The 14,491-nt window shown below is 63.8% G+C and carries 12 protein-coding genes and 1 pseudogene; 5 read left to right on the plus strand and 8 right to left on the minus strand.

All coding sequences use genetic code 11. The annotated features are described in order from the left end of the window. Positions 1-18 precede the first annotated feature (18 nt). Entirely contained in the window at positions 19-3,465 is a 3,447-nt protein-coding gene (locus MJO58_RS27890) for an HNH endonuclease (protein ID WP_051641742.1), read from the plus strand. A 30-nt stretch (positions 3,466-3,495) separates the two neighbouring features. On the opposite strand, the gene MJO58_RS27895 is transcribed toward MJO58_RS27890, so the two are convergent. The 8 genes from MJO58_RS27895 to MJO58_RS27930 all read right to left on the minus strand — a co-directional run bounded on the left by MJO58_RS27895 (position 3,496) and on the right by MJO58_RS27930 (position 10,933). Next, positions 3,496-3,666 (minus strand): type II toxin-antitoxin system Phd/YefM family antitoxin, encoded by a 171-nt coding sequence (locus tag MJO58_RS27895; RefSeq protein ID WP_082811611.1) that lies wholly within the window; start codon positions 3,664-3,666, stop codon positions 3,496-3,498. 278 nt (positions 3,667-3,944) lie between these two features. After that, positions 3,945-4,829, minus strand: coding sequence for a phosphate ABC transporter permease PstA (gene pstA / locus MJO58_RS27900; RefSeq protein WP_051641741.1), 885 nt, complete (start codon positions 4,827-4,829; stop codon positions 3,945-3,947). Further along, on the minus strand, positions 4,826-5,863 hold the full coding sequence (pstC, locus tag MJO58_RS27905; protein WP_051641740.1) for a phosphate ABC transporter permease subunit PstC: 1,038 nt from the start codon (positions 5,861-5,863) through the stop codon (positions 4,826-4,828). Before pstC ends, pstA begins: the two co-directional genes overlap by 4 nt. Positions 5,864-5,865: 2 nt before the next feature. Further along, positions 5,866-7,029, minus strand: coding sequence for a phosphate ABC transporter substrate-binding protein PstS (gene pstS, locus MJO58_RS27910; RefSeq protein WP_036474279.1), 1,164 nt, complete (start codon positions 7,027-7,029; stop codon positions 5,866-5,868). Next, complete coding sequence (locus MJO58_RS27915) at positions 7,026-8,465, minus strand: FAD-dependent oxidoreductase (RefSeq protein WP_061559527.1); 1,440 nt, start codon at positions 8,463-8,465, stop codon at positions 7,026-7,028. Before MJO58_RS27915 ends, pstS (MJO58_RS27910) begins: the two co-directional genes overlap by 4 nt. Positions 8,466-8,548: 83 nt before the next feature. Continuing rightward, complete coding sequence (gene pstS, locus MJO58_RS27920) at positions 8,549-9,649, minus strand: phosphate ABC transporter substrate-binding protein PstS (protein WP_036474275.1); 1,101 nt, start codon at positions 9,647-9,649, stop codon at positions 8,549-8,551. A 77-nt stretch (positions 9,650-9,726) separates the two neighbouring features. After that, on the minus strand, positions 9,727-10,407 hold the full coding sequence (locus MJO58_RS27925; protein WP_036474273.1) for an arsenate reductase/protein-tyrosine-phosphatase family protein: 681 nt from the start codon (positions 10,405-10,407) through the stop codon (positions 9,727-9,729). A gap of 166 nt (positions 10,408-10,573) precedes the next feature. Beyond that, positions 10,574-10,933 carry an Rv2640c family ArsR-like transcriptional regulator gene (locus MJO58_RS27930; protein ID WP_036474271.1) on the minus strand — a complete coding sequence of 120 codons (360 nt, stop codon included), beginning with the start codon at positions 10,931-10,933 and terminating at the stop codon, positions 10,574-10,576. A 104-nt stretch (positions 10,934-11,037) separates the two neighbouring features. On the opposite strand from MJO58_RS27930, the gene MJO58_RS27935 reads away from it, so the two are divergent. The 4 genes and pseudogenes from MJO58_RS27935 to arsB form a co-directional block, all read left to right on the plus strand. Continuing rightward, positions 11,038-11,523 carry an ArsI/CadI family heavy metal resistance metalloenzyme gene (locus tag MJO58_RS27935; protein ID WP_036474266.1) on the plus strand — a complete coding sequence of 162 codons (486 nt, stop codon included), beginning with the start codon at positions 11,038-11,040 and terminating at the stop codon, positions 11,521-11,523. Between the two features lie 146 nt (positions 11,524-11,669). After that, positions 11,670-12,887, plus strand: a complete 1,218-nt coding sequence (locus MJO58_RS27940; RefSeq protein ID WP_232232273.1) for an MFS transporter — start codon at positions 11,670-11,672, stop codon at positions 12,885-12,887. A gap of 90 nt (positions 12,888-12,977) precedes the next feature. Further along, entirely contained in the window at positions 12,978-13,355 is a 378-nt protein-coding gene (locus MJO58_RS27945) for an ArsR/SmtB family transcription factor (RefSeq protein WP_036474265.1), read from the plus strand. Next, positions 13,352-14,410: pseudogene (gene arsB / locus MJO58_RS27950) on the plus strand (ACR3 family arsenite efflux transporter); the annotation flags it as partial. The gene MJO58_RS27945 and the pseudogene arsB, both read left to right, overlap by 4 nt. Between the last annotated feature and the right edge of the window lie 81 nt (positions 14,411-14,491).

Raw genomic sequence — 14,491 nt, forward strand, 5'->3', positions numbered from 1 at the left:
TGCCGACAGCGAGGTCTCGTGACGATCAGCGCACAGGCGCGCAAGCTGCTGTGGGGTCGTGCCCACAACCTGTGCTCGTTCGCGACGTGCTGGCAGTCATTAACGGCCGATGAAGTGGACGCGCGAACCGGTGACGGGTTCGCGGTCGTCGTCGGCGAGGAGGCACATATCCGGTCCGGGAGCTCTGGGGGCCCACGCTATGACCCCGATTATCCCCGCGCTGACATCGATAAGTACGAGAACTTGATGTTGTTGTGTCCGACGCATCACAGCTTGATCGACGCCCACGACGGCGACGCCTACGACGCTGAGACCTTGGTCACGATGAAGCGCCGGCATGAGGAACACCAAGGACGCAAGGACCGCATCACTTCGACCGTTCGACTCTACGTCGGCAACCAGTACGAGATCGACGACCGGGTGCTGTTTGAGCAGGTCGACCTGCACGGTCCCAGTGTTGATGCAATGTTCGTCGACGTTCCGTTCGCCTGTTCACCGGACACGGCCATCGCCGAGGTCATCGAGCGAATCGCCGCTGAGCATCCCGGCGACGCGGAGGCACTAGCGGGGGCCGGCGGGAAGGTTGTGGCCGGAGCTGCTCAGGCGCTGCTGCATCCCGACTGGCGCGGCAACGCGCTGCTGGTCGGCGGGCCTGGCCAAGGAAAGTCCACGTTGCTGCAGTACGTCTGCCAATTCCATCGATCTCGCATGCTGAACAAGAGCTCCTACGCCGGCGATGACCAGCAGCTCGCGCAGGTGACACGCACGCCCCGGGTGGCAATCCGACTGGATCTGCGACGCTACGCCCAATGGGCGATCGCCAAGGCGCCCGTCGCCAAGAACAAGAAAGGCAAACCCGCGGCCAGCCCAGCCTGGCGCAGCATCGAGCAATACATCGTGGCCGAGGTGAAGAAGGGCAGCGGCGGGCACGAGTTCTCCCTGGAGGATCTGGCCACCTTGGTGTCGACCGAGCCCGTGCTGATCGCCCTCGACGGACTCGACGAGGTCGCCAACATCGACCAACGCTTGCACGTCGGCGACCAGATCGTCGAGATGTACGCGCGCCAGAAAGTTGACGCGCGTGATCTGGTCGTCATTGTCGCCACGCGGCCGGGGGCGACCACGTCGCGGCTGTGGTCCTCGCGCGACTTCCCGCGGTTCACTTTGCAGCGGCTCTCCCAGGGTCTGCGTATTCAGTACCTGAGGAAGTGGTCGGCCGTCGCCGGACTGAATGAGGAGGCCACCGACAAACTGCAGGCGACCTTCATGGACAACCAGCATGTACCGCACATCCGCGAATTGGCCTCCTACCCAATGCAACTGGCCATCCTTTTGCACCTTCTGCATCGCCGCCAGTTGCTTCCCCAGCAGCGCACGGAGCTTTACGCGGAGTATCTGAAGACCTTCCTGGATCGCGAGCAGACAGCCGAGAAGGAACCCTTGCTCGCTGATCAGCGCGACACCATCGTCAGTGTCCATGCCTACCTGGGCTGGTATCTGCAGACCAGGGCCGAAGAGGGCACCGGCGCGGGCTCGATCTCACGCAGCGAGCTCCGCACGGTGCTGCGCGAGCATCTTGAAGGCCAAGAGTACGGCCAGCAGTTCGCCGACCGACTGTTCTCGGCCATCTCCACTCGAGTGCTGTGTCTGGTCGAACGAGAAACCGATCGCTTCCAGTTCGAGGTTCAGTCGCTGCGCGAATACTTCACTGCGCTCTACATTTTCCAGAACGCCCCTCCGAAGGGGGTCGGTAATTCGCGCGACGACTGCCTGGATGCGCTGCTGCAACGCCCCTACTGGTCCAACGTCTGCCGGTTTTTCGTGGGGATGTTCTCCAAGGTCGAAGTGCGTGGGATCCGCCAGAACTTGCGCCAGTTAAGCACAGCGACAGGCGATCTCGCGCTGCATCCCATGCTGCGTTCGATGGCCGCGCAGTTCCTCGATGACCGAACCTACGTCGGGCAAGCCGATGAACCGATGCAAGAAGTGGTGAATTTCGTGTTGGAGGGCCCCGGGGTGATCCTGGCCGCAGATGGCCTGCTCGATGCGAACGGCCCGCACCTACAGTTCTCCGAACGAGCCGGACAATCCCAGGCCGTGCGACACCTCAAAGCACGCCTTGGCCAGGAGGCATCGCTGGAGATGAGATCGGCCATCGCCGCGCTGCTGCGCCGACACGGCACCACCGACGACCTTCATCAGTGGTGGTGGGCGCAGACCGCGCCCACGCTTGCGTGGTTACAGACCGCCGCCGAGTTGGGCGTTCTCCGGGAACTGAGCGATCCGGAAAACGACACGCTCGCAGCGACATTGATAGCGCTGAGCCCTGAGACGGTGTGGCTGGCCACGCTGCTACACCAAGGGGGCTACAACGGACGTCACGGCGAGATCATCTCGCTCTGCAAGACCGACATCAACGACGGCGCCGCAGATGCCATCACCCCGAGTCCGCTGACCTCAGTCGCGCCTTTGGTGCAGTGCGCGGCCAAAGCACAACTGCGACCACACACCGACGCCGCACAGCAGCGGGCACGCCGAACACGGATTCGGCAGCGAGGCCACACCGGTGATGCGTTGCTCGGCGAGATTACCGAGTTATCGAACTACCTGTCGGAGAAACCACTCTCCGACGCCACCGCCACCGACTGGTTTAACCGGCTGAAGAGAATCGCGCAGACCTGGGGTGACGGCTGGGTATTGCGACAAGCGATCGCTACCGTTCCCGCCGACCTGGACCTGCAAAGGTTGGCCGATCGCGCAGGAGCCGATGAACCGACGCTGGCGAGCGCGGCCTTATGGGAACATGACGCGCGATCGCACACCAAGGACGCACAGTGGTGGCAGCAGTCGCTCTCGTCGTGCGAGTCCGACCTGGATCGACGGCACTGGGTATTTTCGGTGTTGAGCATCGCACGTCCGCAAGCCGTACTTGATGTGACACCACGTCTCAACGAGGTGGTATCAGCACTCTCGCCTAAACACTATGCCGCAGTGAGATATTCGCTTGGATGGTTCACGAAGTCTTCGGTGGCCCGCGAACTCGTCTTTGCCGAGCCGCTGCGGCTCAAACAAGTCGAGGTGAGCCCGCGGCTGCTCTGGCTGATCCACGTGGTGGGGACCGAAGCGACCATCGAGTGGGCCGATCGGCGGCTGGAAACGGGCTTCGAGTCGTTACTGCAACCCGGATTGGGTGACATGCGGCCATTGCTGCGCACGGTCGGGTCGCGCACCACGGTGAAAGCCAAGCAGCTCAAACACAGTCGCTCACTACTCCCTCTGGGCGGGTGGGCCAGCGATATCAAACTCGGTGCGCTCAGCTTTGAGCTGGCCCGCGAGATCCTTCGCGACCCTGATCAGTGGCCGGGCGATCTCGCACAGCGAGCCGCCGAGAAGATCGGAACCAGGCTCGCATCGAAAGCCTCAACGCTGGCCGCCACCGCGCACGCCGACGCGTGGTTCACCTAAAACAGTCAGCATCGCCGTCACGATCCAGGCTCACCCGCGTGCACTCATGCGGCGGTACTCCTCGGCCGGGGCGAGCACCGCGACTTCGCGCCCGCGCCGGGTGATGACAAAGGTCTGTCCCTGGGCCACTTCACCGATGATCCGGCCGAAATGGCGGCGTAGTTCGGTCATGCTGACCCGCGGCAGCGAGGGATCAATCATCAGCCGCTGCAGCCGGTGGGATCTAAGACCGCACACAACGCGGCCAGTGCGTCGCGGTGGGCCAGCTCAACGACGTTCATGTCGCGCCGAAGAGGCCAGTTGCACAGCGGGTGCTGATCATGCTGTTGATTTCCCGATCTATCTAGTCAGTGCGCGCAATCACTGGAGTGTGCATAGTTCCAGGCAGCCCCGTCAAAATGCGGGTTCACCGATTCCGCCCAGCATGCCGGCGAACTGGTCGTGGTCGCGACAGCTGGAATCGTTGGGGGGCAAACGCTTTAGTGTCTTTGGCTGATTGCTGAACGCCGTGCCATCAGCCTGGCTGACAGGGTGAATAGTAGGACCATCACGATGAGTGTCAGTGCACCGGCCCAGGCCCGGGCCTGCGCGGCTTTGAAACCGGTGATGGCGTTGCCGAAGATCTGCAGTGACAGCGTGGACATACGTTTGTCGGGGTTGAGTTCGGTGAACAGGTCATTGCCTAGCGCGGTGAGCAACAGCGGCGCGGTTTCTCCCATAGCCCGGGCGACGGCGAGCATGATGCCGGTGATGATTCCCGCGCTGGCTGTGGGCAAGACCACCGAGATGACGGTGCGGGCTCGGGTGACCCCGAGTGCAAGTGACGCTTCGCGTAGTTCGTTCGGGACCAGGCGCAGCATTTCTTCGACTGATCGGATGATCAGCGGAAGCATGATGAGCGCCAGGGCGATTCCGCCGGCGATGCCGGAGAATCCGAAGTGCACCACCCAGATTGCGTAAATGAATGCGCCGGTGACGATGGTGGGGATGCCGACCATCACGTCGGTGACGAAGCGGGCAAATCGCGCGAGCCGACCGCCGTATTCGACGAAGTAGATGGCAGCGGCGACGCCCACGGGAATGGACAGGGCGGTGGCGATGCCCACGATGATCAGGCTGCCGATAATGCCGTTGGCGAATCCGCCGCCGGGCTGAGCGGGATTGCCTGGCGGTGTCTGAGTGAGGAATTCGGGGCCCAGAAATTTCAGGCCCTCGGCGGCGACATAGCCCAGCACCCACACCAGTACGGCGATGGTGGCAGCCATGGTGGCCGTCAGGACGCCGGTCATGGCCGAGTTGGTGAGTTTGCGCCGCTGCCTGATGGACGTGGTGTTGATACTGCGTGCTCGTGTCGCAAGCGTCATGCGATGTGTTCCCCTGCGCGGCTGACGACCCGCTTGCCAATGACGTTGACCAGCAATGAAACAACGAGCAGCGCGGCCGCGACGACGAACAGCGCATCGAGATGGTAGGGCTGGTTGGCTTCGGTGAATTCGTTGGCGATGACGCTGGGCATGGTGGCGCCTTGCGAGAAGATGCTTGTGGCGATCGATAAAACGTTGTTACCGATCAACATCGTCACCGCGATGGTCTCACCGAACGCGCGGCCCAGGCCCAGGATGGCGGCGCCGGTGATGCCGGCGCGTGATCTCGGTAGGACTGCGAGTCTCAGCATTTCCCAGCGGGTGGCCCCGAGTGCGAGCGCGGCTTCTTTTTCGGCCGCTGGGGCGGTGGCGAAGACCTCGCGGCAGATGGCGGTCACGATCGGTAGCACCATGATCGCCAGCACCACGCTGGCCGAGAACACCGAGTAGCCGAAAAACGGTCCGCGGAACACGCCGCCGAGCAGCGGGATCACCGATAGCCGCGTCAGAGCGTTACCGAGGGGGGTGATCGCGGGTAGCAACGCGAACACGCCCCAGAAGCCGTAAACGACGCTGGGGATGGCCGCCAGCAGATCAACCAGTGATGACAGTGCTCGGCGCAGTCGCTGTGGCGCCACATCGGTGATGTAGAGGGCTAGTGCCACGGAGATGGGGACGGCGATGAGCAGCGCGATCGCTGAGGTGATCAGCGTTCCGATGATGAACTGCAGGATGCCGTAGGGGTTGGGGTGAGTGGATGCGGCGGTGGCCTCCGAGGGGGCCCACCGGTCTGAGGTGAGAAAACTCCCCAGACCGTAGTGACTCAGCGCCGGCCACGCGCGAAGGAGTAGGTAGAGGGCGGTGCCCGCGAGCGTGAGCACGATAAAGACGGCGGCGCAGGCCGTCAGCGATCGAAACATCGCATCGCCGCGATGTCGAGCAAAGAAATGGAATGGGCGTTTGACCGGAGCGCCCGGCGAGAAGGCCCGGGGCATGGCCACCGCCGCACCGTTGTCGGTGGTGCGCGCTCGCATTACTAGCCTACCGGTGCACCCGCAATGGTGATCTTCTTGAGCTGGCCAGCGGCCTTCTGCTGCAAGTCTTTTCCGAGCGGGGCGTAGTTGACGGCGGCTACTTCATCTTGGCCACTGGATAACACCCAGGCGAAGAAGTTGACCAGTGCTTTGCCTTTGGCGGCATCGGTCTGGTTGGCATAGACCAACCCATAAGTGGTTCCCGTGATCGGGTAGGCGTTCGGGTCGGTGCCGTCAGTAAGACTGACGCGCAGATCGTCGGGGTAGGTGATGCCGTCGGTGCCCTTGGTGATGGTGGCGGTGCAGGCCTGGATGAAGTTGCCGGCCTTGTTTTTCACCTGGCCGTATTTGAGGTTTTGCTGGATGGCGTAGGCCAGCTCGACGTAGCCGAGGCCGCCCTCGGTCTGATTGACCACGCCTGACACGCCTTCGTTGCCCTTACCGCCGATGCCCACGGGCCAGGCGACCTCCTTGCCGAAGCTCTTAGCCGGTCCACCCAAAGTGTCTGCCCACGTGGGGCTTTCCTTGGTCAGGTAGTCAGTCCAGACCGCCGTGGTGCCCGACCCGTCGGAGCGGTGCGCCACCGCGATCGGCTCGTCGGGCAGATTGGTTCCAGGGTTGAGGGTCTTGAGGGCGTCGTCGTTCCATTTGGTGATCTTGCCGGCGTAGATCTTGCCCAGGGTCTCGCCGTCGAACTTCACACCGCTGTCGATGCCCTTGATGTTGTATGCCGGGACGACCGCGCCGAGCACCAGCGGGATGTGCAGGATCGGTCCCCCTTTCGCTAGGGCGAGTTCGCTGTCTTTCATCGGGGTGTCGGATGCGCCGAAATCGACTGTCGCCGCGCTGATCTGCTGTACTCCTCCGCCGGATCCGATGGACTGGTAGGCGACCTGTACGCCGTCGGAGGTGCTGTAGTCCTTTGTCCAAATTGACATCACGGGCGCCACAAAGGTGGATCCGGCGCCCGACAGCGTGTTGGCGCCGCCGTCGAGTTTGTTGATGGGACGGGGGTAGCCGGGCTTGCCCGCGGAGCTTTGACCGCAGATTTGGCCGGCTTGCACGGCCTGGGTGCTGTTTTGCCCGACATTGCTGGTGCTTCCGCAGCCGGCGAGTGCGCCGACGAGCAGCAAGGCGCTTGCGCGAACGAAGGTTTTGGTGATCATCGATCCTCCACTGTGAGGGCATCGCGCTGAATTTGGGCGGCGGGTTGATGTCGGAGCACCCATGTTTGAGCCGCCATTTGGGTGGCGTCCCAGGGTGATCCGAGCGGTGGGGTGTAGGACAGGTCAAGCTCACTGAGATGCTCGACGGTCATGTCGTGAAAGAGCGCGGTGGCGTAGGTGTCGACGCGTTTGGCGATTTCGGCGCTGCGGTGCCCGACCAGCTGGGCGCCGAGAAGCTGCCCGCTGTGGTGGTCGCCGGTGATGCGGATGTGGATGGGGGTGGCGCCCGGATAGTACGCCTTATGGTCGTCGGGACTCGATTGGCTGGTGACGGGAGTCCAGCCCTTGTCGGCGGCCACGGCTTCGTGTTCACGCAGGCCGGTGCGGGCGGCGACGAGGTCGAAGACCTTGACGACCTGGGTGCCCAGGCTGCCCGCGAAGTGGGCGTGTCCGCCGAGCGCGTTTTCGCCGGCCACGCGGCCTTGCTTGTGGGCGGTGGTGCCCAAAGGTATCCAGGTGATCCCAAGCAATCGGTGGTGGGTGTGCACGCAGTCACCGGCGGCGAAGACATCGGGCAGGTTGGTGCGCATCGTATCGTCGACCACGATGGCGCCCTTGACGCCGAGTTCGGCACCGGCATCGGCGGCGAGTTCGGTGTCGGGCCGCACTCCCACGACGACGAGGACGAAATCAACAGTCCGCGAGATGGTTTCGGTGCCGTGGGTGGCGGTGACAGTCAGGGCGCCGGTGTCGGTGCGGGTGATGGCGGAAACGGCGGTGCTGGTGAGGACCTCGACACCGTTGCGTTGGAGTTCGGTATGCACGAGGGCGCCCAACTCGGGGTCGACGGTCGGCAGCACCTCGGGCAGCGCTTCGATCTGGGTGACCTGGATGCCGCGGGTGGTGAGGGCTTCGGCCATTTCCAGGCCGATGTAGCCGGCACCGACGATGATCGCGGTGGCGGGGTCGCGGTGTTGCAGGGAGTTCATGACGGCGAAGGTGTCGCCCATGGAGTGCAGCAGGTGCACCCCGTCGGCCGGGCCGAGTGCGCCGGGGCCGGCAAGACCGGTGATGGGTGGGCGGGTGCTGAGGGCGCCGGTGCCCACGATCAGCGCGTCGTAGGACAGCTGCTGCGGGGTGCCGGTCGAGTCGAGGATGTCGAGGGTGTGTTGTGCGACATTGATGGCGGTGGCGCGGGTGTCGGTGAGCACCCGCATGCCGGTGGCGGCCAGGTCGGCTGCGCTGCGATGGGCGAGGTTGGTCCAGTGGGTGACTTCCCCGGATACGTAATAGGGGATGCCGCAGATGGAGAAGTTGGGGTAGGCGTCGGCCACGACCACGGTGACCTCGGTGGTGGGGTCGAGTTCACGGGCGCGTAGTGCCGCGCTGATGCCGGCATCGCTGCCGCCGATAGCGACGATATGGCGAGCTGTCATGCGGGGGTTGGCTCCTGATGTGGTCTGGGTGTTGCGTTGGTGGTGCGGCGCTGCGCCACTGGATCTGGGGTGAGGGTGGCGGTTTAGCTGATGGCGTTGACGGCGCTGAGCACTTTGGACTGGAACTGGTTGGGCAACGGGAAGTATCCGTAGTCGTCGAGGTCGGCCTGGCCGGGCCCGAGGGTGGACTGCAGGAACGCTCGTACTGCCGGGGCCGTTTGTGGGTCAGCGTATTTCGAGCAGACCAGTTCGTAGGTGGCCAGCATGATCGGGTAGATGCCGGGCTGGGTGGGCTTGTAGACCGCCGACATGTTCAGTACCAGGTCGTTGCCTTGGCCTGTGATGGTGGTGCCGGCGATCGCCTTAGCGACGGTGTCGTTGTTGATGGCGACTGGGTCCGGACCGGCCGAGGTCACGATCCTGGCGCCGAACAGCCGCTGGGCTTGGGCGAACGAATACTCGTTATAGCTGACCGCGCCCTCGGTGTCTTTGACCATGGCTGAGGTGCCCTCGTTGCCCGGGGCGCCCTGGCCCACCCCGCCGTTGAAGACCTTGCCGGTGCCCTTGCCCCAGGCAGCGCCCGCGGCGGCGTCGAGGTAGCGCTGGAAATTGTCGGTGGTGCCCGAGGCGTCGCTGCGGTACACCACGTGGATGGGTTCGGGCGGCATCTCCTCGCCGTTGAGCGCCTTGATCGCCGGGTCGTCCCAGCGGGTGATCTGGCCGTTGAAGATTTTGGCCACGGTCGGGGCGTCCAGCACGAGCCTGTCCACCACGTTGAGGTTGTATGTGATCGCCAAGGGGCCGAACACCACCGGCAGATTCCAGGCATCCGAGCCGCACCGCTGCTTGGCCGTGGCGTACTCGTCTCCGGCCAGCGGGGAGTCAGAACCACCCAGATCGGTTTGGCCGGACAAGAATTCACGCACCCCGGCACCTGAGCCGTTGGAGGTGTAGGCCAGTGTCTGCCCGGGGCAAGCCTTTTCGTAGGCTTTGATGAATCGGGTCATGGCATTGGCCTGGGCGCTCGAGCCACTGGCCTTCAACGTCTGCTTGCCGCCGCATTGCACTTTCACCGCGGTGGCGTAGCTGGGAGCGACCTTATCCTTGGCGCATGCCGAAGACGTCAGCGCCGTGACCGTCAGCACGCTCAGGGCCACCGCAGTCAGCCTGAATGGAGTCCGCATCGTTGGTACCTCCGGTCGTGGGTGCAGGGAGCCGTACGCGAATGAGGTTGGGACAGAGCTGGTGTGGCGTGCGGTTGCTAGTGGGGGTCGTGCAGGGTGGGGGCCAGGTGATCGATGCGTATGGTCAACTCATCGAGGACGCGGTCGAAGTCGCCGGCGCGGCCGCTGCGCACGGGGTCAGGGATCGACCAGTGCAGGCGCTTGCCGTCGGGGGGTAGTTCTTCGTGGGCGTTGTCGCAGACGGCGATGACCACGTCAGTCGGCTTGACCACATCGTCGAGGTGGCGCGGGGCGTCTGGCTTCATGGGCAGCTTGCGGCGCGCTGCTGCGGCCAGGGCTTTCGGGTGTACTGCAGCGGCGGGATGCGTCCCGGCCGAGGTCGCCGGTAGCGCGCTGCGTCGATTCCACACCGCGACCGCCAACTGGCTGCGCGCCGAATTCTGGGTGCACACAAACACCACCCGGGCTGCATCTGCTGCCTTCGAGGGCACCAGCAGATTTAGCGAGGCGGGGATCAACTGCAGATAGCTACGCCGGCGATCTCCTTCGGAACGGACGCGGCGCACGATGCCCGCTCCTTCGAGGACCCCCAGGTGGTGGGCGATCAAACTTGACGACATCGACAGCGCGGCTTGCAGCTCCGACGGCGAGGCATCGGCGAGCATCAACCGGTCGACGATCACCAGCCGACCAGGATCAGCCAGGGCCGCATGGACCTGCACCCGCCGCGCCGCATCCGCAGATAACTCAATATTCATTGACTCAATTAGTACTGAGCTATCTATGCCGGGTCAAGTCCTGACCCGAGAATGGTTGGTCGCGTCGGTTGTCGTTCACCGGCAGGACGGTGGTCGTTCAGCGAGCCACGCGGCTAACCCGGCATTTTCTTGTTAGATGTCGCGCCGCAAGACGAACGGTGCGAAATCAGCTGCAGCAGTTGGGATCGAGCACCGCACACAAGGCGAGCAGGGCATCCCGATGGGGGCGGTGATAGACACTCATGCCTCGGCGATCCGATTCAATCAGTCCCGCCTTGCGAAGTTGACCCAGGTGGTGACTGACGGTCGACTCCGAAAGCCCCAACACCGCAGCGAGCTCGCCGGTGTTCTCCTCGCCGGCAGATGAGTTGAACAACAACGACATGATCTTGACTCGCGCGGGGTCGGCCAGCGCCTTGAGGCGTAGAGCAACCCGCAGGGCGTCGTCATCGCTCATGGGCCCCGCGGCCAGCGGTGGGCAGCATGCCGGCGCGCTGATATCGACCACGGGCAGTGTTCTCGGCACTCAACCATTCTGCCACAGTGGTTTGACATATATCACAAAGGTGGGCATGCTCAGGGTGTCCGACTATTTCGATATATGTCTTACAGGTATGGAGGTCTGTTCTGATGTCCCGTGTCCAACTTGCCCTCAACGTCGACAACCTCGAGGAGGCCATCACGTTCTACTCCACGCTGTTCAACACCGAGCCGGCCAAACGCAAGCCCGGCTACGCCAATTTCGCCGTCGCCGAACCCCCGCTCAAGCTGGTGCTGTTGGAGAATCCCGGCAAGGGCGGCACGCTCAACCACCTGGGGGTGGAAGTTCAGTCAAGCGAGACGGTGCATCAGGAGATTGCCCGCTTGCAGGGCGAGGGCATGTTCACCGACGAGGAGATCGGAACGACGTGCTGCTTTGCCACCCAAGACAAGGTCTGGGTGACCGGACCGGGCGGGGAGAAGTGGGAGGTCTACACGGTGTTGACCGATTCCGACACCTTCGGGACCAGTCCCCAGCATGCGGAAGGCGGCACCGCCGAAGGTGGCGTCTGCTGCGCCGGTGCGGCCTCCGACGCGGCGGACTCGGCCACCACCCGCGCGACATCGTGCTGCTGATCAAATAGATTGCGCGCTCGAACGGTTGCGTATCCATCAGTGCCGATGCGCAACCGTCGAACACCGTCGAATCGACCCGGCGTGGTCAGGCCGTGGCGGCCCCGTCGGCGCACGGCGCTATGGCCAGCCAAAGAGGAGCGCAGTCCATGGGACCGAGTGAACGCGGACTGCGTTGGGCGCTCGTCACACTGTGCCTGACGCAGATAACGAGCTGGGGCGTCTTGTACTACGCCTTTTCGGTGTTGTCGGTGCGGATCGCTGACCAAACTGGATGGTCACGGCCAGCCGTTACCGCCGCTTTTTCCGGCGCGTTAGTCACCTCGGCGCTGGTGGGCATCATGGTGGGCCGGTGGTTGGATCGACACGGCCCGCATGGCGTCATGACGGTCGGCGCGGTGATCGGCCCATTGGCCGTTGGGGGTGTTGCGCTGGCCCCGACGTTTGCGTGGTTTGTGGCCGCGTGGGTTGCAGCGGGATTGGCTATGGGCGCAGTCCTGTATCCGCCCGCATTCGCGGCGCTGACGCGCTGGTTCGGCGCACGCCACATGGGCGCCTTGACCATTCTCACGCTTGCCGCTGGACTGTCGAGCACCGTGTTTGCGCCGCTCACTGCCACCCTGGCCGCGCGGTTCGATTGGCGCACAACCTATCTCGTGCTTGCAGGACTGTTGGCAATCGTCACCATCCCGGCGCACTTCTTTGGCCTGCGCCAGCCATGGCCTCCCCCGTCCGGTGTACACATCACCGACCCGCCTAGCCGAATTGCGCAGAGCCGCTCGTTTTTTGCCCTGGCGGTCGCGCTCACGTTGGGTGCCTGCGCCTCCTATGCGGTCATCGTCAATCTGGTGCCGTTGATGGGTGAGCGTGGCATCGACGCGCGAGGGGCAGCTGCTGCGCTCAGCATGGGTGGCATCGGCCAAGTCCTCGGCCGACTGGGCTACCGGACGCTGGTCGCCCGCGTCGGGGTACGAGCACGCATCGCGGTGATTCTCGCCGGCGTGGCGTCGACAACCGCGCTGCTCGGAGTTTTCCGTTCGGTGGCAGCGCTGATCATCGTGGCGGTTCTCGCTGGCTTCGCCCGCGGCATCATGACACTCCTGCAAGCGACCGCCATCACCGAACGTTGGGGTCCGGCCCATTACGGACACCTCAACGGGCTGCTGTCCGCACCCATCACCGTGGCCACCGCGATCAGCCCGTGGATCGGTTCCGCCCTAGCCAGCGAGCTCGGCGGATACGCCCCGATGTTCCTGGCACTCGGCGCCTTCGGTGCTGCGGCAGTCGTCATCAGCGTGACCAGCGTTCCCGCCCGGCCTCCAGCCAACGACCCGCTGCACCTGTCGACGATTGCACACACCAAGTGAGACGGCGCGCCCGCGACCCCAACAGGTCCGCCGCGCAATGATCCACCGGCCGAGGTTGCATTTGATATCGATATATATCAATATTGATGAGTGTCTAAATCGAGTCAGGCGCTCACGGACGTGTCCCCGTGCGCATACGCACCTGTTGTTGTTGAACCCCTCTCGGCGGAGGCGGCCACCGACATCGCCGCCAAGCTCAAGGCGTTGGCAGATCCGGTCCGACTGCGACTATTCAGCATGGTGGCCAGCCGCGCGGGCGGCGAGGCATGCGTTTGCGACATTTCCGAAGGCTTCGATGTCACCCAACCGACCATCTCGCATCACCTCAAGGTCCTCAAGGACGCGGGCTTATTGACCTCCCAGCGCCGCGCCTCCTGGGTGTACTACTCGGTAGTGCCAGAGGCGTTAGCGACCTTGTCGACAGTACTCAGAGCAGTCGACGCTTCCACCGCGGAGGCATCGGCATGACCGCCACCCAGCCAGACGCCCACCCCGCCGTTGTCGAAAAGCTTTCGCTGCTCGATAGATTCCTGCCCGTCTGGATTGGCATCGCGATGGCCGCGGGCCTGCTGCTAGGCCGGCAAATACCCGGCCTCAATACCGCGCTCGAGCGCGTGCAGGTCGATGGCATCTCCCTGCCCATCGCACTTGGCCTGTTGGTCATGATGTATCCGGTACTGGCCAAAGTCCGCTACGACCGACTGGACTCGGTGACGGGCGATCGGCGGCTACTGCTCAGCTCCCTGGTGTTGAACTGGATACTCGGTCCCGCCGTGATGTTCGCGCTGGCCTGGCTGCTGCTACCCGATCTGCCCGAATACCGGACCGGGCTGATCATCGTCGGTCTAGCGAGATGCATTGCGATGGTTATCATCTGGAACGACCTCGCCTGCGGTGACCGCGAAGCCGCCGCCGTCCTGGTTGCGTTGAACTCGGTATTCCAAGTCGCGATGTTCGCGGTGCTGGGTTGGTTCTATCTGTCAGTGCTGCCGGGTTGGCTGGGCCTGCCACAGAGTGCAATCAGCACCTCGCCGTGGCAGATCGCCAAGTCGGTGCTGATATTTCTGGGAATCCCCCTGCTGGCCGGGTATCTGTCGCGGCGCTTCGGAGAAAAGGCCCGGGGCCGAACCTGGTACGAGAGCAAGTTTCTACCCGTGGTTGGTCCTTGGGCGCTGTACGGATTGCTCTTCACCATCGTGATCCTCTTCGCCTTACAAGGCGACCAAATCACCAACCGGCCATTCGATGTCGCCAGAATCGCGCTGCCGCTGCTGGCCTATTTCGCCATCATGTGGGGCGGCGGATACCTGTTGGGCGCGACACTCAGACTGGGCTATCAACGCACAACCACACTGGCTTTTACCGCTGCTGGCAACAACTTTGAACTCGCGATCGCAGTCGCCATCGCGACTTATGGAGCTACCTCCGGGCAAGCTCTCGCCGGGGTGGTCGGCCCGCTCATCGAAGTACCAGTCCTTGTCGCCCTGGTTTACGTCTCGCTAGCACTGCGACGCTACTTCGCCTCAGATACCAGGAAATCTGCGACGGCCATGAGGACACCATGACCGGCCGCCGCCTGTCACCGATCGCGCTGTGCGCTCACA

Origin of the sequence: Mycobacterium lentiflavum (assembly GCF_022374895.2) — a bacterium.
GTDB lineage: Bacteria > Actinomycetota > Actinomycetes > Mycobacteriales > Mycobacteriaceae > Mycobacterium > Mycobacterium lentiflavum.